Source organism: Streptomyces aurantiaciflavus, assembly GCF_049808595.1.
Classification (GTDB): domain Bacteria; phylum Actinomycetota; class Actinomycetes; order Streptomycetales; family Streptomycetaceae; genus Streptomyces.
The window spans coordinates 39,611-60,950 of the sequence record NZ_JBNCAQ010000038.1 but is presented as its reverse complement, the minus strand read 5'-3'; the positions used below and the strand labels follow the sequence as shown (position 1 = coordinate 60,950).

Below are 21,340 nucleotides of genomic sequence, written 5' to 3'. Positions count from 1 at the left end.
CCCAGGTGAACTCGGTGTGACATCCGGAGCGGGTCAGGAAATTGCGGATGAAGAAATGGTGACTCGTCATCAGCCCTTTTCAGCGCCCCGTATTCTCACGGAATACGGTGCTAGGTTCGCGCGTGTGACCGATACATCCACCTCACCTCCGCCCGTCGCGCAGCGCGGGCGGAGCCGGCCCGGACCGGCATCCCGTCGGCTGCGCCTCACCTCTCCCGCGGGGTGGACCACCGCCATCACCACCGCGGCACTGCTGCTCTACACGACGCTCACCGCCGGCGTCTTTCTCGACATCCGTTATGTGCTCGCCGCGCTGCGGACAACGGGGCAAAGCGGCCTGTCGCCCTCCGAGACATTCGCGCACCGGCCGTTCTTCTACCGCTGGCTGATCGCCGGTGTGGACTCGCTCACCGGCGGATCGAACGCGGTGCGCGAAGCCCTCATGCGGCTCATCGGCATCGCCCTGTGCGCGGCCGCCGGTCTTCTGCTGCACCGGGCCCTGCGCCGCCGTATGCCGGAGCGGGACGCGATGCTCGTCGCAGGTCTGACCGCCCTCACCCTGGCCTTCGCGCCCGTCATCGACTATCTGCAGCCCGAGTGGTTCGCGATCGTCTTCGCGGCGGGCGCGGTCGCCGCCGCGCTCGGCGTCCGCGACCGCCGGCAGGCCGCCGTGGTGGCCGCGCTGCCGCTCGGTCTCGCCGTGCTGATGAAGTACTCCACCGCGGGCACCGCCGCGATGGCGCTCCTCGTGGTCTTCGCCGTCGACCGCGTACGGGCGCTGCTGCTCGCCGCCGCGACCGCCGTCGCCACCGGCCTGCTGTTCGCGCTCAGCGCCTGGTCGGGCTCGCGCGAGCTGCAGTGGCTGCGCGACATGCCGTACATCAACGCGCACGCGCTGGGCAACGAGCCGATCGTCGTCCCGGACCTGCTGCTGCGGACCGCCCAGTACCTGGGCGACCGGATCGCCCTCACGCCGGTGCTGGCGCTGCTGCCCGGCGCGCTGCTGCTGTTCGCCGCCACCCTCTCGTCGCGCCGGCAGCGCGTCGAGGCCGTGCTCGTCACCCTGCTGCTCCTCGTCATCGGCCTGGCCGTCGTGGCCTACCAGGGCAACTGGTTCGCGTACCACGGCGAGAGCCTGCCGGTGGTGGCCGCGGCCCTGACCGGTCTCGCGATCGGCCGCTGGTACGGCCGGCACGGCAGGCCCCCGCTGGCCCTCACCGTGCTCGCCCTGCTGTACGGCGTGCTGGCCCCGCTGCTCGTCCACGTCCGCGCGGACGTCGACGCCGACGTGCTCGCCTGGCTGGCGTCGGCCGTGGCCCTCCTCGCCGGCGTGGTGGACCTGCTGCGGGCGCGGGCACCGCGTCCGCGCGCCCGCCGTGTTCCGGTGGCCCTGCCGGTCCTCGCGCTCGTCGTGTGCCTGGCCGCGACGGTGTGGCCCACGTCCGGGGTCCGGCTGATCCTCGGCAAGCTCGTCACCACCAACGCGGAGCTGAAGGTGCAGGCGCGGTCGGCGGAGAGCGCCGCCGAGCAGGTGGACGCGGAACTCCCGGAGGGGGTGCCGGTGCAGTACCTGGCCTTCGGCCAGCAGGCGTACTACATCGGCCACCCGACTCCCTGCCGCTATCCGTTCCCCACGTTCTTCAACGTGCCCAAGCAGCTCACCGAGGTCCCCTCCCTCACCTCGACCCGGGAGAACGTGCGCTGCATCACGCAGGAGCACCCGCCCGCGTACGCCGTCTACCAGCCCAGCTGGCTGTCGCTGGGCGTGATCGACCCGCGGATCGCCGCCGCGATCCGGAACACGTACGACTGTCCCAAGCCGGAGGGGCGCCAGCTCGTGGTGTGCACTCTGCGCTGAGGCGTGTACGGCTCATGCGGGAGGCGCGTGCGACAGGCCCCGGCGGAGGAGTCCTCCCGCCGGGGCCTGTCGGGCCGAGCGTCGGTCAGACGGCGCCCGCGAGGCGCGCCGCCTTGTGGCCCAGCTCCACCGAGTAGCTCTGCCCCCGGTCCTGCGGGTAGATCTGCGACATCGTCGCGAGCGTCACCCGGCTGAGATGGGTGCGGTGGCCGGGGATCAGCGCCTTGTACTCGGGCGTGACCACGGGCTGGGCGAACGGCGCCCGCGAGAAGTGCCAGTTCTGGATCCAGGTGCGGTCGAACCGAGGGTTCAGCCGCTTCAGGTACGGCACATAGCGCTCCAGCAGCTCGGCCGGCTCGCTGGTGAAGCGCCAGTCGTCCCGCTCGACGTAGTTGCCGACGTAGAGGAGGTGGCGGCCCCCGTACTGGGCCGGGTCGATCATCCGCGTGTGCTCGACGACCGCGAGGAACGGGAAGTCGGGCTCGTTGATGTTGAGCCAGTAGTACGGGATGGCGCTGCGGTCCAGCTCCAGGACGAAGCAGGTCGCGCCCAGGTACTGGTTGCGCCAGACCGCGTCGTCGGCCGGCGCGTCGGCGGCCTTGGCGAAGGCGGGCTGCGGGGTGGTGACGATGAGACGGTCGAAGGTGTACGTGGCGCCGTCGGCGGTGCGGACGGTGACCGGCCCCTCCTCGCCGTCCTGGCGTATCGTCTCCATCCGCCTGCCGAACTCGACCTTGCCGCCGCGCTCGGCGATCCGGTCGCGCAGCGTCGCGTACACGCGCTCGAACCCGCCGTCCAGGTAGCCGAGTTCGAAGGTGCGGCAGTGGACGCGCGCCCACAGCCAGGCCATGGACACCTGGTCGGCGCGGTCGCCGAACTTGCCGCGCAGCAACGGCTCCCAGACGGCCTCGGTGGCGCGCCGTCCGGCCCACTTGTGGAGCCAGCTCAACGCGGTGCGGTCGTTGAACTTCTCCCCGTCGCGCACGATCTTCAGCCACGCCGACGACAGTCCGAAGCGGACACCGGCGGGCAGGCCGTACAGCGGGGAGCTCAGCATCTCCAGCGGGGTGCTGAAGGGGTGCATCCGCCCGTCGCGGTACACACCGGTGGTGGTCTTGTGGAAGCGCAGGTCGCCGCCCAGGCCCAGCTCCTCGATGAGTTCGATCATCTGGCGGTCGCTGCGGAAGATGTGGTGGTAGTAGCGCTCCAGCGGCACTCCCCCGACGGGGATCGACGCGGCGAGCCCGCCCAGTTCGTCGGCGGCCTCCAGGACGGTGACCGCGTGGCCCTGCTTGACCGCGTCGTACGCGGCGGTGAGGCCGGTCGCTCCCGCGCCGATGACGCCGAGATTCATGCGAAACTCCACTTTCTGTTGAGCAGGAACTGGAAGACCAGCACCGCCGGCAGCGAGCCGGCCTTCACGAGGTTCGGGTCGATGCCGAGTCCTCGGGAGAACACCGCGAACAGCACGAACGTCAGGGCGATACCGGTCAGACCGACGGCGTAGAAGCGCAGATAGCGCACCAGCAGGCGGTCGCGCTTGCTGAAGGTGAACAGGGCGTTCAGGACGAAGTTGTTGGTGATGCCGAGGCTGGTGGAGAACAGGTTGGCCACCTGCTCGTGCAGCCCGGCCACGTTGTAGAGCAGCAGGAAGGCGCCCATGTCGAGGAGGACGCCGCTGCCGCCGACCAGCGCGTACGAGATCAGCTGGCGGAGGTCGCGGGTACGGGTGCGGGTACGGGTGTCCCGCAGGGTGTCGGTGCCCGCCGGGGTGTCGGTGCCCGTCCGGGAGCCGGCGTGCACCATGTCCTCAGTGGCCATGGCCGATGCCGTCACCGCCGGCCTCCGAGCCGTGCGAGATGACCTGCCGCACGGTGTACAGGGGGCGGCCCTGCACCTCGCTGTAGGTGCGCCCGACGTAGCTGCCCAGCACGCCGAGCGACAGCATCTGCACACCGCCGAGGAACAGGACGACGACCATCAGCATCGTCCAGCCGGAGACCGTGATCTCCGGCCGCAGCACCTTCATGGCGAGCGCGTAGACGATGCCGACGAGCGAGAGCGCGAGCACCGCGAAGCCGAGCTTGGTGATCATGCGCAGGGGTGCGGTGGAGAAGCCGGTCAGCCCGTCGATGGCGAGGCGCGCCATCTTCTTCAGCGGGTACTTGGTCTCTCCGGCGAACCGCTCGTCGCGGTCGAAGGGGACCTCCGTCTGCCGGAAGCCCATCGAGGCGACCATGCCGCGCACGAACCGGCTGCGCTCACGGAAGCGCCGCAGTTCGTCGGCGGCGCGCCGGTCCATGAGCCGGAAGTCGCCGGTGTCCACCGGGATGTCCACCTCGGTGGAGGACCGCAGCAGCCGGTAGAAGGCGTGCGCGGTCGTCTTCTTGAAGAACGTGTCCTGCCGGCTGCGCCGACGGGCGTGCACGATCTCCGCGCCGTCCCGCCAGGCGTCGATCAGCTGGAGGCTGACCTTCGGCGGGTCCTGGAGATCGGTGTCCATGACGATCACGGCATCGCCGCGCGCCTCGTCGATACCGGCCGTGATGGCCATCTGGTGCCCGAAGTTGCGCGCGAAGTCGACGACCCGGACGCGCCGGTCGTTCTTCGCGATGTCCTCCAGGACGGGCAGCGTGCCGTCGGAGGAGCCGTCATTGACGTACACCAACTCATAGGTGAACTCGGGGCGTTCACCCAATGCCGCCACTAGCTCCTCGTGGAAGTGGCGGATCCCGTCCTGTTCGTTGAAGACGGGCAACACATATGAGACGAGCGCGGCGCCACCGCGCTGACGGGGGACGCGGGAGGCCTGCACCCGGCTGGATATGTCTGGCATTCGGCGAACGTAGGGGCGCTCTGTGAACGCGACTCGAACGCGTGATGAGGGGTGAGATGCGGTGAAGCGACATACGCCGTTCGGCCATTACCTCGTGTACGGAATACGGATCCAGAATTGTCGACCGGTTAACTCGGCCTGACGCGACCCTTCTCGATCGCCGAAACGGGATCGCTATTCGCGCCCGTACCGTGCCGCGATTCCGTCGATGACGATCTTCAGCCCCTCCTCGAAGTGCTGTTCGTAATCGGTGAAGATTTCCGCGCCCGCCTTCGCGGCCAGGGGGAACGCGCTCATGAGACGGGCGCGTTCCTCGACGTCGAAGCCCTCGCGCCGTTCGCCGGGGAGGGGTTGGACGCCCTGTTCCTCGATGACGAAGCCGAGTGTGTACAGGTACGTCGTGGAGGTCGCGCGGACCGCCTGGGCGAGGGTGAATCCGCAGCCCGTGAACAGGCGCAGGGTGTCCTCCATCTGCTCGGCGTGCTCGATGCCGGTGAAGCGTGAGCCGCTGAAGACCCTGGCGCCGTCGCGGTAGCCGAGCAGCGTCGCCCGCAGCCCCCGGTTGGCCTTCAGCAGCCGCTCCCGCCAGGTGTCGGCCGGGGCGAGGGGCGCACCGGCGACCATCCGGCGGTACATCTCCGTCGCCATCTCGTCGAGCAGCGCCTGCTTGTCCTTGAAGTGCCAGTACAGGGCGGGGGCCTTGACGTCGAGCTCCTTGGCGATGGCCCGCAGGGTGAGGCCGTCCAGGCCCACGTCGTTCAGGAGCCGCAGCGCGGTGTCGGCCACCCGTTTCCGGTCGAGGGGGGCGCGTCGTTCGGGGTTCACGCTTGACAGCTTAACGCCGTTAAGGACACGCTGGCGGACAACGGCACTTAACAGCGTTAAGGACAGGTGGTCGTATGACGACTCATGTGGACGTACTGGTGGTGGGCGCGGGGCCGAGCGGGCTGACGGCGGGCATCGATCTCGCCCGGCGCGGGGTGGACGCGCTCGTGGTGGAGCGGGCCGGCGGCCTCTTCCCCGGCTCGCGCGGCAAGGGGATCCAGCCGCGCACGATGGAGGTCTTCGACGACCTCGGCGTCCTCGACGCGATCCGCGCGGCGGGCGGCGGTTACCCGGTCGGGATGATCTGGCAGAACGGCGAGCGCGCGGGCGAACACCGGATGTTCGACCCGGCCGAGGCGACGGAGGACTCGCCGTACGCCGAACCGTGGATGGTGCCGCAGTGGCGCACGCAGGAGATCCTTCTGGCGCGGCTGGAGGAGCTGGGCGGAAAGGTCGCGTTCGGACGGGAGCTGGTCGGGCTCGACCAGGACGAGGACGGCGTGACCGCGCACTTCGCGTCGGGCGCCGGCGTCCGCGCCCGCTACGTGGTCGCCGCCGACGGCGGCCGCTCCACCGTGCGCCGGACGCTCGGCATCGGCATGACGGGCGAGACGGTCGACCCGAGCCCGATGCTGGTGGCCGACGTCCGGGTGAGCGGCCTGGACCGCGAGAACTGGCACATCTTCCCGCCGAGCGGCGAGGGCGACGGCTTCCTGGCGATCTGCCCGCTGGCCGGGACGGAGGACTTCCAGCTGGTGGCCCGGTTCCCGGAGGGGGCGTCGGTGGACGTCTCCCTCGCCGCCGTCCGCGAGCTGGTCGCCGCCCGCTCGCACCTCGCCCCCGAGGCCGTGACCGAGGTCCGCTGGGCCTCGGACTTCCGCCCCCGGGCGGCCCTGGCGGACCGCTTCCGCTGCGGACGGGTCTTCCTGACCGGTGACGCGGCCCACGTCCACTCACCGGCCGGCGGCCAGGGCCTCAACACCAGCGTCCAGGACGCGTACAACCTGGGCTGGAAGCTGGGCGCGGTCCTGCGGCACGGCGCGGACGCCGCGCTGCTGGACACCTACGAGGAGGAACGGCGGCCCGTCGCGGCGCACATGCTGGGGCTGTCGACGAGCGTGCACCGGGGGGAGGCGCGGCGCGGAGAGGCGACACGCCAACTGGGGCTGGGCTACCGGGAGTCGAGCCTGGCGGAGGAGACGCGTGAGGCGCCGGGAAGGGTGCGGGCCGGTGATCGCGCCCCGGACGCGGTCGTGTCCGGCACGCGGCTGTTCGACGTCTTCCGGGGACCGGGATGGACGCTGCTCGCGCTGGGCACCACGCAGGAACCGGACCTCGGGGAGACGGTGCCCGTGGTGCGCGGCCCGGCCCACGAGACGTACGGGACCGGCCTGTTCCTCGTACGACCGGACGGGTACGTCGGCTGGGCCGGCGACTCGCCGACGCGACTCGACGACTACGTCACGCGGCTCGGGCTTCGTTAGTCGTCGCCGTCGAGGAGGGTGTCGACAGAGAGTTCGAGGGCGACGCCGACGGACTCGGGGACGGGGACGGTCTGGCCTCGCTTGTAGCGGAGGGGGTCGGGGTACTTGCCGTCGGCCGGGTCGGTGTAGAGGAGGACCTCGTCGTGTTTGCGGTCGGCGACGATGTAGACCGGGATGCCGGTCTCGGCGTAGATCTCGACCTTGTTGAGCGTGTCGTCTGCCCAGTTCGAAGAGGTCACCTCCAGCACCAGACGGAAGACGTGCGGCGCGTAACAGTTCTTCTCGACGAGCGCGTCCCGGAAGTCCGCGTCAACGACGGACAGGTCCGGGATCGCGTAGTCGGCCGATCCGGTAGGCAACCACAAGCCGATCCCAGGACCTACTCGAAGTCCGACCTCGTTGCATCCGGCCCGCCGGAACTCGTAGATCACGTCGGCCAGCGTCAGTTGATGCGGCGCGTCCGGCGGCGGCGTCACGATAAGGCTCCCTCGAAGGATCTCCACGCGGTGTCCGGGCAGCCAGCTGGAGACACGTTCGGCGGCCTCAGCGATCGTCATCTCGCGCTCTATCACAGCCACGGCAACCTCCTTTCGGGGAGCACTCTTCACGAGAGTAACCGGGAACGGGCACATTCCGCCCGTGATCACTCAAACGGGGTAATCGCCCAGCTCAGAACGCATCCGAAGGCACGTAAGTCCCCCAGACCTCCCGCAGGGCGTTGCACACCTCGCCCACCGTCGCCCGGGCCTTCAGCGCGTCCTTCATCGGGTAGAGGACGTTGTCCTCGCCCTCGGCCGCCTTCTTCAGGGCGGACAGGGCGGTGTCCACCGCGGCCTGGTCGCGCTCGACCCGCAGCTTGGCGAGCCGCTCCGCCTGCTGGGCCTCGATGGCCGGGTCGACGCGGAGGGGCTCGTACGGCTCCTCCTCGTCCAGCTGGAAGCGGTTGACGCCGACGACGACCCGCTCACCGGAGTCCGTCTCCTGAGCGATCCGATACGCGTTGCGTTCGATCTCGTTCTTCTGGAAGCCGTGTTCGATCGCGGAGACCGCGCCGCCGAGGTCCTCGACCTTGCCCATCAGCTCCAGCGCGGCCGTCTCGACCTCGTCGGTCATCTTCTCGATGACATAGGACCCGGCGAAGGGGTCGACGGTCGCCGTCACGTCCGTCTCGTACGCCAGCACCTGCTGGGTGCGCAGCGCCAGCCGCGCGGACTTGTCCGTCGGCAGCGCGATCGCCTCGTCGAAGGAGTTCGTGTGCAGGGACTGCGTGCCGCCGAGGACCGCGGCCAGGCCCTGCACCGCCACGCGCACCAGGTTCACCTCGGGCTGCTGGGCGGTCAGCTGCACCCCGGCCGTCTGGGTGTGGAAGCGCAGCATCAGGGACTTGGGGTTCTTCGCGCCGAACTCCTCCTTCATCACCCGTGCCCAGATGCGCCGGGCGGCACGGAACTTGGCGACCTCCTCGAGGATCGTCGTCCGCGCCACGAAGAAGAAGGACAGCCGGGGGGCGAAGTCGTCGACGTCCATGCCGGCCGCGACCGCCGTGCGCACGTACTCGATACCGTCCGCCAGCGTGAACGCGATCTCCTGCGCGGGCGAGGCGCCCGCCTCCGCCATGTGGTAGCCGGAGATCGAGATCGTGTTCCACTTCGGGATCTCGGCCTTGCAGTACTTGAAGATGTCCGCGATCAGACGCAGCGACGGCTTCGGCGGGAAGATGTACGTCCCCCGCGCGATGTACTCCTTCAGCACGTCGTTCTGGATGGTGCCGGTGAGCTGGGAGGCGGGGACGCCCTGTTCCTCGCCGACCAGCTGGTACATCAGCAGCAGGAGGGCGGCGGGCGCGTTGATCGTCATCGACGTGGAGACCTTGTCCAGCGGGATCCCGCCGAACAGCACCCGCATGTCGTCCACCGAGTCGATCGCGACACCCACCTTGCCGACCTCGCCGTGCGCGATCGGGGCGTCGGAGTCGTGGCCCATCTGGGTGGGCAGGTCGAAGGCGACCGACAGGCCCATCGTGCCGTTGGCGATCAGCTGCTTGTAGCGGGCGTTGGACTCCACCGCCGTGCCGAAGCCCGCGTACTGGCGCATCGTCCAGGGGCGGCCGGTGTACATCGACGGGTACACACCCCGCGTGAAGGGGTACGAGCCCGGATCGCCCAGCTTGTCGGCCGGGTCCCAGCCCTTGAGAGCGTCCGGTCCGTAGACCGGCTCGATGGGCAGTCCGGACTCCGACTCGCGCGCCATGGTGTGATGCCTCCCGCTGAGCAGTTGCTCGAGTTACGCCGGTTACTCGCCAGTACAGACCCGACCCTTCGACGGACTGTAGCGGCGGGCGTGCACCCGGTGGAGGGGAGCACGCTGGGACCTTCCTCACAGAGTGGTTGCGGTCCCCGTCACAAGTCCAGGGCACACCACATCGGCTCCGTTCGCGAGCCGCCGTCCGGGGGGAACATCTCGGGCATGACGATGCGAAGATCACTCGCTGTCGCGGCGGGTACGGCGGCTCTGGTGACGATGTGCGGCTGCACGGCGCAGACGACGGACGCGGAGGGCAAGGCACGCGCGCCCGTCCACATCGACGTCAACCCCACGGGCACCGGAAGCCGTACGGCCCCCACGACCCGTACGCCCCCGGCGGCGCCCGGCGACGGCGAGGCGCGGAGCGCCGCCCCCACCGCCTCCCCCGAGCCCTCGGAGCCGCCCGAGCCCGCCCGCGTCCTCTGGTCCCGCGGCGACACCGGGCGCGAGGTCCGTGAGCTCCAGGCCCGGCTGCAACAGGTGGCCTGGCTGTTCGAGGGGCCGACGGGGACGTACGACGAGGCGACCGAGGAGGCGGTGGCGGGGTTCCAGGGCAAGCGGGGGCTGCCGCGGACCGGGAGGACGGACACCGTCACCTGGGAGCGGCTGCTCGGGATGACGTACGAGCCGGGGCAGTGGGAGTTGTACCTGATGGGCGGTCAGCCGGCCGCCGAACCCGATCCGCGGTGCCTGACCGGGCGGGTGCTGTGCATCGACAAGACGAGCCGGACGCTGCGCTGGATGATCGACGGCCGGACCCGGTCGACGATGTCGGTCCGGTTCGGCTCCCAGTACACGCCCACCCGGGAGGGTGTGTTCCGCGTCTACTGGAAGTCCCGCCACCATGTGTCCACGCTCTACGACTCGCCGATGCCGTACGCGATGTTCTTCAGCGGCGGGCAGGCGGTGCACTACTCGTCGGACTTCGCGGCCCGGGGATACGCCGGGGCCTCGCACGGCTGCGTCAACGTACGGGACGAGGCGGCGATCGCGGATCTGTTCGCGGAAGTGAGGAGCGGCGACAAGGTCGTCGTCTCCTGGTGAGGCGTTGGGGCGGGGGGGGGGGCGGGGGGGGCCGGGGCCCCCCCCCCCCCGGGGCGCCCCCCCCGGGCAGCGGGGGACAAGGTCGTCGTCTCCTGGTGAGGCGTTGGGGCGCGGGCGGGACCGGGGGAACGTGTCCCGCCCGCGCCAGGTGCACGAGCCGTAGGTACGGGGGGAACCCCGGCTCAGTGCGAGGGCCGATGACCAGTCGGCTCACTTCTTACTGCGTCGGGGACGCCAAAAACGTCACACCCGTCGCGAAGAAATTTCTGCGACTTTCAAAGCCGCAGGTCAGAGGGGGCGCGAATCTGCTCAGAGGGCGCTGTTCGTCGGCTGGGGCGACGGGTCCTTCTCCTGGTCGGACCGCTCGGGCAGGGGGGAGGAGGTCGACGGGGAGGGGGCGGACGGGGCGGAGGGCGCGGCGATGCCGTTCGGGTGGTGACCGCTGCCGGAGCCGCCCGCGCCGCCGTTGCCGCCGGAGGCGTCGCCCTTCCCGCCGTTCCCGTTCTTCCCGGTTCCGCCCTTGCCGTCCTTCCCGGTCTTGCCGCCGCTTCCGCCCTTGCCGCCCGCGCCGCCCTTGCCGGTCTTGCCGCCGGTGGAGTCGTCGCCGTCCCCGCCGGTCCAGCCGCCCCGCTCGTCGTGGTCCTTCTGTCCGCCGGTGACGCCGCCGAGCCGGCCGCCGACCGGGTCGAGGACCTGCGCGCAGTACGCCGGCACGCGCGAGGAGCCGCCCGCGGCGTCCTCCAGGGTGTGGCGGCGCTCGGTGTTCAACGTCTTGCCGTCGCGGACGTCCCGGCAGGCCGAGGCCACCGCGCCCGGCACCCCGGCGCCGCCACGGTCGGCCGGGTCGTCGCCGGCGCCGCCCTTGGCGTTCCCCGTGGCGTTCGGCGCCGGAGTCCCGCTCGGGCCGCCGTCGGGAGTCGCCTCACCCGCTCCGCCGCCCGTGGTCGCGCCCGGGGAGGGTGAGGAGAGCGGCCGGTTGGATTCGGGCGAGGCGGTGGCCGACACGGAGGCCGCGGGCTCCGGCTCGGCCCGGTCGAACGGCGTCGGCAGTACCCCGGTCCCGGCGGCGACGGCGACTCCGCCGACCATCCCGACGGCGAGCGCGGCGGCCAGCCCCAGCCGGGCGGGCCGCGTCCAACGGGGGCGAGCGCCGGCCGTCGCCCGGGCATCGATGTGGACGAGCCCGGCGTCGGCGTCGGGTGCGCTCGGCTCGGCGGCACGGTCGGCGCGCTCGGCACCGTCGGCGCGCCCGGCGCGCGCCGCGCGGAAGGCCGCGAGCGCGGCGGACTCGCCGGGCCCGCCCTCGCCGAAGCCCTCGCCGGTCACGGGCTCGACCGCGCGCTCACCGCGGGCCCGGCGGAAAGCCGCGAGCGCGGCCCCCTCCCCCTGGCGTGCGTCCCGGGCCGTGGCCGCCGACTCGGCGGCGATGTCGGCACGTTCGGCGCGCGCCTTGCGGAAGGCGGCCAGTGCGGCGGCCTCGCCGGGGAGTTCCTCGTCGGACGGGGTCCGGTCGGCGGAGAGGGCGGCGAGGGCGTTCAGGGTGCCGGCGAGCCGGTCGGCCTCGGCGCGGTGGGCCGGGGGGACGGCGTTGTCCGGTGTCTCCCCGCTCAGCAGACGCTCCGCGGTCGCCCGGTCCAGCCATCGGCCGCGGGCCCGGCCCGAGGCCGGTCCGCTGGGGGAGTCCGCGTCCTGGGACTCCGCGTCTCCCGGGAAGTCACAGCGCTCGTCGGCCATCACATGTCCTTCTGCGTCCGCGCGCGCACATGCGTCACACCGGCGGACGTCACCGCGCCCGAGCGCGGTCCTCGCTGGGGCGGGAGTGCGTCGAGCACACCGGCCGTTTCCGGATCCTCGCCGAGCAGCTCGGCGAGCTTCTTCAGTCCACGATGCGCGGCCGTCCGTACGGCACCGGGCCGCTTGCCGAGCGTCTCGGCGGCCGTCTTGGCGTCCAGGCCCACGACGACCCGCAGGACGACGGCCTCGGCCTGGTCCTGCGGCAGACGGGCGATGAGGTCGAGGGTGCGACCGGTGGCGAGCGCCTCGATGGCCTCGCCCGCGGTGTCGGACTCGGCGGCCCGCCCGGTCAGCTCCGTCTCGTCGCCGCCGATCGCGGGGCGCCGCCCGCGCATACGGACGTGGTCGAGGGCCCGGTTGCGGGCGATCCGGGCGGCCCAGCCGCGGAAGCGGTCCGCGTCGCCGGTGAACCGCTCCAGGTCACGGGCGATCTGCAGCCAGGCCTCGGAGGCCACGTCCTCGGCGTCGAGGTCGCCGACGAGGGTGCGGACATACCCGAGGAGCCGCGGGTGCACCGCGCGGTACACAGCCCGGAACGCGGTCTCGTCTCCGTCCTGTGCCGCAAGCACCGCGGCTGTCAGCTCCGCGTCGTCCCCCACGTCGTGGTTCCTCGGTTGATGGTTGCGGTGTCACCGACCGCACATGGTCCCGGCCCTCAACGGTCGCGGCCCCCGGTTGGTCACGGTGCTGCAGTGGTCATGGTGCTCCAGCCGCTGCGCCGTCCGGCGCGAAAGGCACGTTACGACCTGAAACCGCTGGTCGTCCACGTCCGTACGGGATGCAACCAACTCGTGACGGGGTTCGCCGACCCGGGGTGTGACAGAAAACGCACTCTCGGCGCTGTAGGAAGTACGGGTCGCCGCGCGGCCCGTGCCGCGCGACGGCCGGGGCCTCTCCTGTGGGGGGTGGCGGCTCCGGCCGTTGCTGTGGCGGGCGCGCCTTGGAAACCGGGTCCACGGCCACTGCCGGACCGTCCACGGATCTCTGCCGGACCGCCGGCAGCCACTGTGCTTCCGGAGCTCTCCGGGGCACTGAGCCGCACCGGGCGGTTCGGGGGCTACTGAGCCCGCCGGGGCAGGTGAGCAGCCCGCCGGGCTTTACTGGTTCTTGCCCTTGGCCTCAGGGGTCTTCTCGGTCTCCGGCTTCTGCTGGCCGTTCCCGTCGCCGGAGTTCTCGCCCGTTTTGCCGCCCTTGTCCTGGCCATTGCCCGCGGACGGGGCTCCGGAAGAACCGGAGGAAGGGGCGGCGGAGGCGGACGCGGTCTGCGCCGCGCAGAAAGCGGTGACGTTCTCCTCGCCTCCGGCGGCGGTGACCAGCCGCTGCCAGGCCGTGGAGTCCAGCGCCTTGCCGCGCCCCTTGACCTGCTCGTAGGCCCGGCAGTGCGCCTCGACGTCCTGCGCGTTCACCGGCCGGTCCCGGTCGGCGGAGGCGGAGTCGGAGGGAGAGGTGGACGCCGTGCCGGAGCCCGCGGCCTGCGACGTGCCGGACGCGTCGGGCGCGCTCGCCGACTGACGCGGACGCCCGCCGTCGTCGCGGGCGTCCGTGGAGGACCCGGCGGAGCCGATCGCGGCGACCGCGACCCCGCCCAGGGCGAGGCTCGCGACGAGGACGGAGAGCGTGGCCTTCAGCGAACGGGAGGCGTGCCGCTGCCCGCGGGGACGCCAGTCGTCCCGGCGCCGGGTACGGGCCTGGTGGGCGCCGGAGTCCCGGGCGGCCCGGAAGGCGGCGACGGCACGCCGCTCGCCCTCGTCGGCGTCGGTGGCGGTGCCGGTCCGCAGGGCGGCCGCGAGCAGTTCCTCCACACCGCCGCCGCCGACGGATCCGTACGACCCGGGCGATCGATGGGAGCCGTGCGATCCACGCGGTCCTTGCGATCCGTGCGATCCGTGCGATCCGTGCGATCCGTGCGATCCGTGCGATCCGGAGACGGTGCCATCAGGGTGTGCACGCCGGCGGCCGAGGTCCCCGCCGTCGCTCATCCGTTCACCCATGCCTGGTCCCGCCTGTCCACTTCGTTGCTGATGTTGCCTTCGGGAACGTCCGCCGCCCCTGATCCATTCGCTGATCCATACGGGCTGCGGCCGTCACCGTTCATTTCGACTCCCCAAGCGTCCTGCGGCCGTCATCCGTCACACCCTCGACGCCGAGCTGCCTGGCGAGCCGCTTCAGCCCCCGGTGGGCGGCCGTACGGACCGCGCCGGGCCGCTTGCCGAGGACGCGAGCCGCGGCCGGTCCGTCCAGTCCGACCACGACCCTCAGCAGGACCGCCTCGGCCTGGTCGCGCGGCAGCCCCCGCACCAGTTCCAGGGCCCGCTCCGTGGAGAGGGTCTCCAGGGCCTGGTCGTGGGTGCTGTGCGTCCCCGGCAGGTCGAGCACGTCCTGTTCGAGCGTCGCCGACCGGGGCCGTACCCGCATCCTGCGCAGATGGTCCAGCGCCCGGTGCCGGGCGATGGTCGCCGTCCAGCCCCGGAAGCCCGCCCCGTCGCCCTTGAACCGCCCGAGGTCCCGGGCGATCTCCAGCCAGGCGTCGGAGGCGACGTCCTCGGCGTCGTCGCCGACGATTCCGCGCAGATAGCCGAGCAGTCCCGGTTGCACGATCCGGTACGCGACCGCGAACGCGGCCTCGTCGCCGTCCTGAGCCCGTGCTACGGCCGCGCCCAGTTCCCCGTCGTACGCGTGCGCGCGCCGGGGTTCCCCTCCCTGGCCCAAGACTGTCCTCGTTCGTGCGGAGTTCGTGGCGGGTGCGTGACGTCCGCTCCGAGCGGACGTTCCAGCCGGGTTCACGCCCCCACGGTCATCAGCGTCACGGCTCACAGATGTGTCACAGGGCAGCGGCGGGCCCGGCGCGGTCCACCCTCGTGGGACCGTGCCGGTACCGGCGGCGTGTCCCCCGGTCAGGCCGCCGCCCTCCTCCTGGCCGGCGCCCTGCGGGCCCTGCCGTGCAGAGTCAGATAGAAGGTGTGCAGGGACTCCTCGGTCCCGCCCGCCTCGAACCGGTTGACGACCTTCCCGAGGGGGTTCCAGACCCGCCCGTCCGGCATCCGCACGCCGACCGGCTGGCCGAAACACGTCTGCTGGTACGCGTCGAGATCCACCCACTGGGCGCCCGCCCGCCGGACGAGCACCTCACCGACGTACGCCCCCAGCCCCACCAGCGTGTCGTGCGCGCGCTCCCGGTCCGCGCCGCCCTTGCGCAACCCGTCGACCAGGAAGTCGACGACCCGCAGGCTGGCGACGGAGTAGTCCAACGGCAGCCGGTTGCGCGCGGTGACCCGCGCGACGAATCCGGCCGCACACGCTCTCATCCCACCCGCGTCTTCCACAGGTCCGTTCCCCCCTCGTTCGGGTGGAGGGAACGGACTGCCAGTTCCCCCCGCCTGCCCCAGCGGATCGGAGGCCGTCGGCATCACGGGTCACAGCTGTGTCAGTGGTCACACCGGCGTACGCGCTCCCGGAACGCCGATCTCGCACCACACGACCTTGCCCCGGTTGCCGAACCTGGACAGCGGCTGCCAGCCCCAGAGATCGGAGCAGGCCCGCACGAGGGCCAGCCCCCGCCCCTCCTCCGCCCCCTCCAGCTCCTCGAACCTCCCCGGCGGCTCGGGCGGCTCCGGATCCGCGTCCCACGCCCCGATCCGCAACACCCCCTCCCGCCACCGCACCCGCAACGCGGCGGGCCCCTTCTGATGCCGCACGGCGTTGCCGACCAACTCGGCGGCGAGCAGTTCGGCGGTGTCGACGAGGCCGATGAGTCCGTGCAGGGTCAGGACGAGACGGAGGGTGCGGCGACTGACGGTGACGGCACGTGGGTCGTTGGGGATGTAGAGGCAGTACTCCCAGGAGTCGGTGGCGGCGGTCGGGTGGTCGCCGAGCCGGTCGGGCCGGATTTCGGGCATGGGTCAACTCCGTTCAGGTGGTGCGGGGTTGCGGAGGGAATGCGGTCGACGGGCGGTGTCATTGCCGCGCCCGTCATGGCAGGACGGGGCGGTGCGCTTCCGGGGGTCCCGACGTTTCCGCAGCGTGTGCGTCGCGTCACTGACGGTAGGTCCTACATTTAGGTCCGTGCAAGCTGTTGCCGTAATCTTGCCCCCGAACGAGTCGGGGTCTCCCGGTAGTTGGGGGTGAAGGAGGAAGCGCATGGGGCGTCGCAAGCAGCCCACCGCCCGTCAGGCACGCCTGGGTCTTGAGCTGCGCAAACTACGCGAAGCAGCCGGGCTCAAGGCGCGTGAGGCCGCGGCACTGCTCGGAGCCGACTCGGTCCAGATGAGTCAGATCGAGTCCGGGGTCGCGGGCGTGAGCGCGGAACGCGTACGACGCCTTGCTGGGCATTACTCCTGCGCGGACCCGGAGTTGGTCGCCGCACTGGTGGCCATGGCAACCGACCGGACGCGCGGCTGGTGGGAGGAGTACCGAGGCCACCTGCCCACGCCGTTCCTGGATCTGTCCGAGCTGGAGCACCACGCCAGCTATCGCTGGGACGTGGACTTCTTGCACATCCCGGGCCTCCTTCAGACCGGGAACTACGCCCGTGCCCTCTTCTCCTACGTGAACCCGGAATTCCCGGACAGCGAGGTCGAGCGCTGGGTGGAGCACCGGATGAAACGGAGGGTCATCATCGAGCGACCCCACCCCATCCCCTATGAGGCCGTGATCCACGAAGCGGCACTGCGCATCAAAGTCGGCGGCACTGCCGCAGCACGGGCCCAACTCACCCGCGTCCTGGACCTCTCCGAGGCCGACAACATCACGGTCCGCGTCATCCCATTCGACCTGGAGGACTTCGGCGGAGCCGACAGCGCCATGGTGTACGCGGGCGGCCCCGTTCCCGAATTGGACACCGCCGTACGCGACGACCCCCACGGCACGGCGTTTATCGACGCCCAAGCCCAACTCAGCCGCTTCCGAACACTCTTCCGTAGGCTGGAAGCGGTGTCACTCGAACCCGAGCGTTCGCGAGACTTCATCCACAGGCTGGCCAAGGAGCTGTGAGGACATGATGACCCCCGACACCTGGCAGAAGTCGTCCTTCTCCGGCGGCGGCGAGGGCAACGCCTGCATCGAGGTCGCCCACCGCCACCCCCACATAGCCGTCCGCGACTCCAAAGCCCCCACCCGCGCCACCCTCACCTTCCCCGCCCCGGCCTTCACCGCCTTCGTCGAGGCCCTGAAGCAGAACCCCGGTTGCGGGGCATATCGGGCGGAGTAGCCTGAAATTACGCCGACGGCTGCCTGATTCTGGAGGTAGGCGAATGTTTCTCCGACTGCTGCGCCGTCGTATGCCGCGTGGGCTCGTCCTTCTCGGCACGGGCCGTCTGATCAGGGGCGCCAGCGGCAGCATGTACGACGGTCACGGATACCTGGGCTGACCCCACGCGTCTGGAGATGGTGCGGTGGCAGAGGACACCGATGCCCTGGTAGGCATGGCGCGGATCCTGTCACCGCACTGCCGTGTCACCAGAATGTCGAGCGGAGCGCTGATCGCGGACTGGAAGCGGACCCGTTTTCTCGGAATGGCGACCGCGGACGTCCGGAAGCTCACTGACGGGAGCCCTGAGGAACGCGCGGAACTGCTCACCGATCTCCTGCGCGCGGGGTGTGCCACGGCTCGCCCGAGGGAGCATTCCGACACCGAGGTCGGAGTGTGGCTGCGCGGAGTGCACCTGCTGATCCGGACGATGGGATTCGGGCGCGCGCTTCGGCTTCTGGCCTTGGCTGCCCCGGAGTACGCCCGGGCGGATCCCCCTTCGGCGGAGGACGTCGCACGGCTCAAGCGGGCAGTGATGGCGCACAGCCGGAGAAGCTGGTTCGTGAACGACGACTGCAAGGCGGAGGCCGTGACGGCTTTCGTGCTGCTGCGGCGGCGCGGCCTGAAGGCGGTGCTGCACGTCGGTGTGCGCGAGCACCCGTTCGCCCTGCACGCCTGGACGTCGTCGGCCGGCCTGTGCATCCCGGACGCCGATCCGCGCGGGCACGCGTTCGCGCCGGTGCTGTCGATCGACGGCGGAGGGCAGTGACGTGGAGGCACTCGGCCTGGAGTGGGCCGAGGGCGTACCGAGGCTCTGGGTGGCCGAGGCCATGGCGCGTCAGGGACTCGTGACGACGGTCTCCTCACCGGGCGGCACGGCGGCGGTCGTCGGCTGGGTCGGCTCGTTGCGTGACCGTGTGGCGGGAGCGCGCCGCCTCCTCGACGACTTCGGCCGGCCGGGCGCCCCACCGCCTGTGCCGACCGGCGACTACGCGGCTGTCCTGGTGTGTCGCGACCGCGTCCTGCTGATGCGGGACGAGCAGGCGCGCATCCCCCTGTTCTTCAGGGAGTCCGGTGGCCGAGTGGGCGCGGTGAGCACCTCGGCGCGCCGCCTGGGCGACGCGGCGGAGCTGGAACGTCGCTACTTCTGCCGGTACCTGACGGGGAACCTGGCCCAACCGCACTGCGAACTCACCCCGTTCGCCGGAGTGCACCGCGTCCTCGGCGGCGAGGTGGTGGAGCTCTCGCTCACCGGGCAGATGCGCGGGCGGGTCTCACGAAACAGCGGTCGAGTGTCGCCAAACGCCCGTCAGGCTGACGACCCGTCGCCGCCGGTGCCGGAGGGACACGGCTTGAGCGAGGCCGCGAAGGACCTGCGCCTCGCCCTGGAGAACGCGGTCGGGCGCCGTATGGGCGAGACGACGGCATGCCATGTCTCCGGCGGCACCGACTCCACCAGCGTCGCGTTGCTGGCAGCGCGTCTGCTCACTGGGGGACCGGGCCACCCTGGCGACCTGGTCCTGCTCGCCGGGCGCTACGCCGGGGGAGAACTGGCCGGGGAGCGGCCGTACCTCGACGAGGCGATGGAGGAGATCCGCCGTCACGCACCCGCGGCGCACCCGGTCGTGGTCGACGTCGACGACGTGGCCGACTTCGACGACTTCCGGCACCACGCGGAAGATCCGGACGAGCCCCATGCGCACGCCTTCCGCGCCCCGTTCTGGAGCAGGCTTCATGCCGTGGCGGCGGAACTGGGCTGTGACGTCCTCCTGACCGGCTGCGGAGCCGATCCGATCGCGGACGCCAACCCGCTCCATCTGCACGGGCTGGCCCGCACGGGACAGTTCCGGCGGATGACGCGGCAGGCACGTGCCTGGGCCGCGGGCAGCGAACGGGGCGTGCGGGACATCGTCTCCGCCTACGTCGTACAGCCGACCCTTCCGATGGCAGCCGAACGCGTCACAGCGCTGGTCCGCCGTCGCGGAACGGTGCTCGGCGGCCTCGGCACCTTCACCCGCCCCCCGTGGCTGCGACCCGCATTCGCGCGGGCCCACGGCTACCGTGAGGCCGGCGTCGCGGAGAGCCGCTTCGTCTTCGGGCGCGCGCCCGAACAGTCCCTGTACGACGCGGCCAACTACCTCGCCGCTCCCGACCCGCTGTCCTGGCGCCACGCTCGGCAAAACGGCTTCTTCCTCTCGCATCCCTTCCTCGATCCGGAGGTCATCGCCACGATGCGCCGCCTCCCCGCCGAGGCCACGTTCCGTCCGGGCCGCCCGAAGGCGGTGCTGCGGGAGGCCATGGCGGATCTGCTGCCGCCCCGGATCCACGGCCGGACGGTCAAGGTTCCCTTCGACGAGGTCTACGCCCGCGGCCTGCGCACACACGGCGAGGAACTCGTCGACCTGTGCCGCACCGCACGGCATCCCCTGGTCGCGGAGATGTTCGACGTCGAGACGCTGTGCCGGGCGGTGCGGGAGGCGCTGCTCGGCGTGGGGGACGCCCACTCCTGGGACCGCGTGAACGGTTCTCTCGCCCTGGTGGGGTGGCTGGAGGGACTGGGCCGGCGCGAGCGGGGCGCGGCCGCATCGGTCATGGTGGGGCCTTGATGTCCCACAGCGTCCGTTCGAACGGGCCCGTCTCGGCCTCGACGATGCCGTACCGAGTCACCAACGCGCGGGATTCCGCGTCGCTTATGACGTGGTCCTCCTCGCCGTTCCGCGTGATGGTCTCGACAACGTCCGCGCCGTGCGGGCCGAATGTCCAGTAGACAGTGAGGAAGCGTGGGTCCCTCGTCTGTTCGGCGATCGCGTTGTTCTCACGCACCCTGCCGCGGTAGATGACGGAGTCGATGTCCTTCTGCGACTTCATCCACTGCGGCACCTTGCCGCCGGACCAGGAGTTCCCCTTCGGGGAGACCCTCTCCAGGCCGAGCCGGTCCTTGCGCGCGAAGCTCGCGGTGGCGTAGAACGCCAACTGGTCGTACGGCGTGTCGATGGGCAGTTCCACGACGGTTCGGGTGACGAACTCGTCACTGGCCTCGATCCAGTGCCCGACGGGCATCCACGGTTGCGCCGCCACCAACTGGCCGGGCTGGTGGATCTCCCTGCGGGACAGCGGGTGTGTCTCCAACTGCGACTTGCCCCACTGCTCGGCGTCGGCACGCCACTGCGCGCGGAGCCGGTCCCTCGCGCTCAGCAGCACCCGTTCCCCCATGGCGTGGAACTCGGCGCCGAGCACGTAGAACCCGAGATCGCTCTGGTTCTCGAGCTTGATGTCGACCGGCACCGAGAACGCCTCGCGGTCCTTTCTCAGCATCGGCTCGCCCACGGTCATCTTGATGACCGGCTTGGCCCCGTGCTGGTACGGCTTGTAGAGGCTCTGGTAGCCGAAGTTGGCCAGCGCGAGAGCCGAGGAGACGACCACTGCAGCGGCCACCCGCTTGGGAGCGGGGATCACGACCGATGTCCGCCACAGCGCGAAGGCGGCCCACAGGCAGCCCGCCGTGAGCAGGGCCCACAGCACTCGGTAGGCCAGGGAATCTCCGTCGAATGTCTCGAGCAGGAGCATCACGTTGGCCATCAGTGCCACGACCGTGCCGATCAGCGCGACCAGCCCTGAGTAGGCGAAGCCGTTCCAGTACCAGTGGTCCATGACCGCGGCGGCGCCCAGCACCGTGGTGATCGCGGCCGCGATGAGGACGGCACCGGTGATGCGCCCCGTGTAGGTCAGGGCCCAGCTCAGGTTCTCGACGCCGAACCGGCCCATCAGGAACGCCGACAGCAGGAGGACCAGCACGATCCCCACCATGACCGTCAGTGGCCCTCTGGGGCTCGGCGGGATCCGTAACGCCCGCAGGCGCGAGCCGACGTAGGACCCGAGGGGAGCTCTCACGTGATCACCTCCTGACGCCGCAGCCCGTACGCGCTGGGCCGGCGGCGCTGACGCGACCG

The 21,340-nt window shown here is 71.2% G+C and carries 20 protein-coding genes; 7 read left to right on the top strand and 13 right to left on the bottom strand.

Annotated features, from left to right (window positions below; genetic code table 11):
- The first annotated feature begins 124 nt into the window (after positions 1-124).
- Positions 125-1,858 carry a hypothetical protein gene (locus ACPT94_RS34460; RefSeq protein ID WP_425247653.1) on the top strand — a complete coding sequence of 578 codons (1,734 nt, stop codon included), beginning with the start codon at positions 125-127 and terminating at the stop codon, positions 1,856-1,858.
- An 85-nt stretch (positions 1,859-1,943) separates the two neighbouring features.
- On the opposite strand, the gene ACPT94_RS34455 is transcribed toward ACPT94_RS34460, so the two are convergent.
- From ACPT94_RS34455 to ACPT94_RS34440, 4 genes are all read right to left on the bottom strand, one after another.
- On the bottom strand, positions 1,944-3,212 hold the full coding sequence (locus ACPT94_RS34455; RefSeq protein WP_425247652.1) for an NAD(P)/FAD-dependent oxidoreductase: 1,269 nt from the start codon (positions 3,210-3,212) through the stop codon (positions 1,944-1,946).
- Positions 3,209-3,679: a GtrA family protein gene (locus ACPT94_RS34450; RefSeq protein ID WP_425247651.1), complete on the bottom strand. Its 471-nt coding sequence runs from the start codon at positions 3,677-3,679 to the stop codon at positions 3,209-3,211. The genes ACPT94_RS34455 and ACPT94_RS34450 overlap by 4 nt, the downstream gene beginning before the upstream one ends.
- Positions 3,669-4,694: a glycosyltransferase family 2 protein gene (locus tag ACPT94_RS34445; protein WP_360334881.1), complete on the bottom strand. Its 1,026-nt coding sequence runs from the start codon at positions 4,692-4,694 to the stop codon at positions 3,669-3,671. Before ACPT94_RS34445 ends, ACPT94_RS34450 begins: the two co-directional genes overlap by 11 nt.
- Positions 4,695-4,868: 174 nt before the next feature.
- Positions 4,869-5,519: a TetR/AcrR family transcriptional regulator gene (locus ACPT94_RS34440; RefSeq protein WP_360334884.1), complete on the bottom strand. Its 651-nt coding sequence runs from the start codon at positions 5,517-5,519 to the stop codon at positions 4,869-4,871.
- Between the two features lie 74 nt (positions 5,520-5,593).
- Between ACPT94_RS34440 and ACPT94_RS34435 the strand changes: the two genes are divergently transcribed.
- On the top strand, positions 5,594-7,003 hold the full coding sequence (locus tag ACPT94_RS34435) for an FAD-dependent oxidoreductase (protein WP_360334887.1): 1,410 nt from the start codon (positions 5,594-5,596) through the stop codon (positions 7,001-7,003).
- Here the strand turns inward: ACPT94_RS34435 and ACPT94_RS34430 are convergent.
- Together ACPT94_RS34430 and ACPT94_RS34425 are read right to left on the bottom strand one after the other, a co-directional pair.
- Complete coding sequence (locus ACPT94_RS34430) at positions 7,000-7,581, bottom strand: Uma2 family endonuclease (RefSeq protein WP_425247650.1); 582 nt, start codon at positions 7,579-7,581, stop codon at positions 7,000-7,002. The genes ACPT94_RS34435 and ACPT94_RS34430 overlap by 4 nt on opposite strands.
- Positions 7,582-7,672: 91 nt before the next feature.
- Complete coding sequence (locus tag ACPT94_RS34425; protein ID WP_425247649.1) at positions 7,673-9,253, bottom strand: acyl-CoA mutase large subunit family protein; 1,581 nt, start codon at positions 9,251-9,253, stop codon at positions 7,673-7,675.
- 216 nt (positions 9,254-9,469) lie between these two features.
- Here ACPT94_RS34425 and ACPT94_RS34420 point away from each other — a divergent pair, with 216 nt between their 5' ends.
- Positions 9,470-10,351, top strand: coding sequence for a L,D-transpeptidase family protein (locus tag ACPT94_RS34420; protein WP_425247648.1), 882 nt, complete (start codon positions 9,470-9,472; stop codon positions 10,349-10,351).
- A 309-nt stretch (positions 10,352-10,660) separates the two neighbouring features.
- On the opposite strand, the gene ACPT94_RS34415 is transcribed toward ACPT94_RS34420, so the two are convergent.
- From ACPT94_RS34415 to ACPT94_RS34390, 6 genes are all read right to left on the bottom strand, one after another.
- Complete coding sequence (locus tag ACPT94_RS34415; protein WP_425247647.1) at positions 10,661-12,085, bottom strand: hypothetical protein; 1,425 nt, start codon at positions 12,083-12,085, stop codon at positions 10,661-10,663.
- Entirely contained in the window at positions 12,085-12,744 is a 660-nt protein-coding gene (locus ACPT94_RS34410; protein ID WP_360334899.1) for an RNA polymerase sigma factor, read from the bottom strand. The genes ACPT94_RS34415 and ACPT94_RS34410 overlap by 1 nt, the downstream gene beginning before the upstream one ends.
- Positions 12,745-13,242: 498 nt before the next feature.
- A complete protein-coding gene (locus ACPT94_RS34405) occupies positions 13,243-13,947 on the bottom strand; it encodes a hypothetical protein (protein WP_425247646.1) in 705 nt (234 codons plus the stop codon).
- Positions 13,948-14,236: 289 nt separating this feature from the next.
- Positions 14,237-14,854: an RNA polymerase sigma factor gene (locus ACPT94_RS34400; protein ID WP_360334903.1), complete on the bottom strand. Its 618-nt coding sequence runs from the start codon at positions 14,852-14,854 to the stop codon at positions 14,237-14,239.
- A gap of 185 nt (positions 14,855-15,039) precedes the next feature.
- A complete protein-coding gene (locus ACPT94_RS34395; protein WP_425247645.1) occupies positions 15,040-15,450 on the bottom strand; it encodes a hypothetical protein in 411 nt (136 codons plus the stop codon).
- Positions 15,451-15,576: 126 nt separating this feature from the next.
- Complete coding sequence (locus tag ACPT94_RS34390) at positions 15,577-16,041, bottom strand: ATP-binding protein (protein WP_425247644.1); 465 nt, start codon at positions 16,039-16,041, stop codon at positions 15,577-15,579.
- Positions 16,042-16,282: 241 nt separating this feature from the next.
- Between ACPT94_RS34390 and ACPT94_RS34385 the strand changes: the two genes are divergently transcribed.
- The 4 genes from ACPT94_RS34385 to ACPT94_RS34370 all read left to right on the top strand — a co-directional run bounded on the left by ACPT94_RS34385 (position 16,283) and on the right by ACPT94_RS34370 (position 19,996).
- Positions 16,283-17,134: a helix-turn-helix domain-containing protein gene (locus ACPT94_RS34385; protein ID WP_425247643.1), complete on the top strand. Its 852-nt coding sequence runs from the start codon at positions 16,283-16,285 to the stop codon at positions 17,132-17,134.
- 4 nt (positions 17,135-17,138) lie between these two features.
- Positions 17,139-17,351 (top strand): DUF397 domain-containing protein, encoded by a 213-nt coding sequence (locus ACPT94_RS34380; protein WP_425247642.1) that lies wholly within the window; start codon positions 17,139-17,141, stop codon positions 17,349-17,351.
- Positions 17,352-17,799: 448 nt separating this feature from the next.
- Positions 17,800-18,159 carry a lasso peptide biosynthesis B2 protein gene (locus ACPT94_RS34375; RefSeq protein WP_425247641.1) on the top strand — a complete coding sequence of 120 codons (360 nt, stop codon included), beginning with the start codon at positions 17,800-17,802 and terminating at the stop codon, positions 18,157-18,159.
- A gap of 1 nt (position 18,160) precedes the next feature.
- Positions 18,161-19,996, top strand: a complete 1,836-nt coding sequence (locus tag ACPT94_RS34370; protein WP_425247640.1) for an asparagine synthase-related protein — start codon at positions 18,161-18,163, stop codon at positions 19,994-19,996.
- Here the strand turns inward: ACPT94_RS34370 and ACPT94_RS34365 are convergent.
- Positions 19,980-21,281 (bottom strand): hypothetical protein, encoded by a 1,302-nt coding sequence (locus ACPT94_RS34365; protein ID WP_425247639.1) that lies wholly within the window; start codon positions 21,279-21,281, stop codon positions 19,980-19,982. The genes ACPT94_RS34370 and ACPT94_RS34365 overlap by 17 nt on opposite strands.
- Between the last annotated feature and the right edge of the window lie 59 nt (positions 21,282-21,340).

Excerpts from the sequence above, each read along its gene's own strand:
- ACPT94_RS34455 (WP_425247652.1), bottom strand. The coding sequence starts at position 3,212 with ATGAATCTCGGCGTCATCGGCGCGGGAGCGACCGGCCTCACCGCCGCG.
- ACPT94_RS34450 (WP_425247651.1), bottom strand. The coding sequence starts at position 3,679 with ATGGCCACTGAGGACATGGTGCACGCCGGCTCCCGGACGGGCACCGAC.
- ACPT94_RS34445 (WP_360334881.1), bottom strand. The coding sequence starts at position 4,694 with ATGCCAGACATATCCAGCCGGGTGCAGGCCTCCCGCGTCCCCCGTCAG.
- ACPT94_RS34435 (WP_360334887.1), top strand. The coding sequence starts at position 5,594 with ATGACGACTCATGTGGACGTACTGGTGGTGGGCGCGGGGCCGAGCGGG.
- ACPT94_RS34425 (WP_425247649.1), bottom strand. The coding sequence starts at position 9,253 with ATGGCGCGCGAGTCGGAGTCCGGACTGCCCATCGAGCCGGTCTACGGA.
- ACPT94_RS34420 (WP_425247648.1), top strand. The coding sequence starts at position 9,470 with ATGACGATGCGAAGATCACTCGCTGTCGCGGCGGGTACGGCGGCTCTG.
- ACPT94_RS34415 (WP_425247647.1), bottom strand. The coding sequence starts at position 12,085 with ATGGCCGACGAGCGCTGTGACTTCCCGGGAGACGCGGAGTCCCAGGAC.
- ACPT94_RS34395 (WP_425247645.1), bottom strand. The coding sequence starts at position 15,450 with ATGAGAGCGTGTGCGGCCGGATTCGTCGCGCGGGTCACCGCGCGCAAC.
- ACPT94_RS34390 (WP_425247644.1), bottom strand. The coding sequence starts at position 16,041 with ATGCCCGAAATCCGGCCCGACCGGCTCGGCGACCACCCGACCGCCGCC.
- ACPT94_RS34385 (WP_425247643.1), top strand. The coding sequence starts at position 16,283 with ATGGGGCGTCGCAAGCAGCCCACCGCCCGTCAGGCACGCCTGGGTCTT.
- ACPT94_RS34380 (WP_425247642.1), top strand. The coding sequence starts at position 17,139 with ATGATGACCCCCGACACCTGGCAGAAGTCGTCCTTCTCCGGCGGCGGC.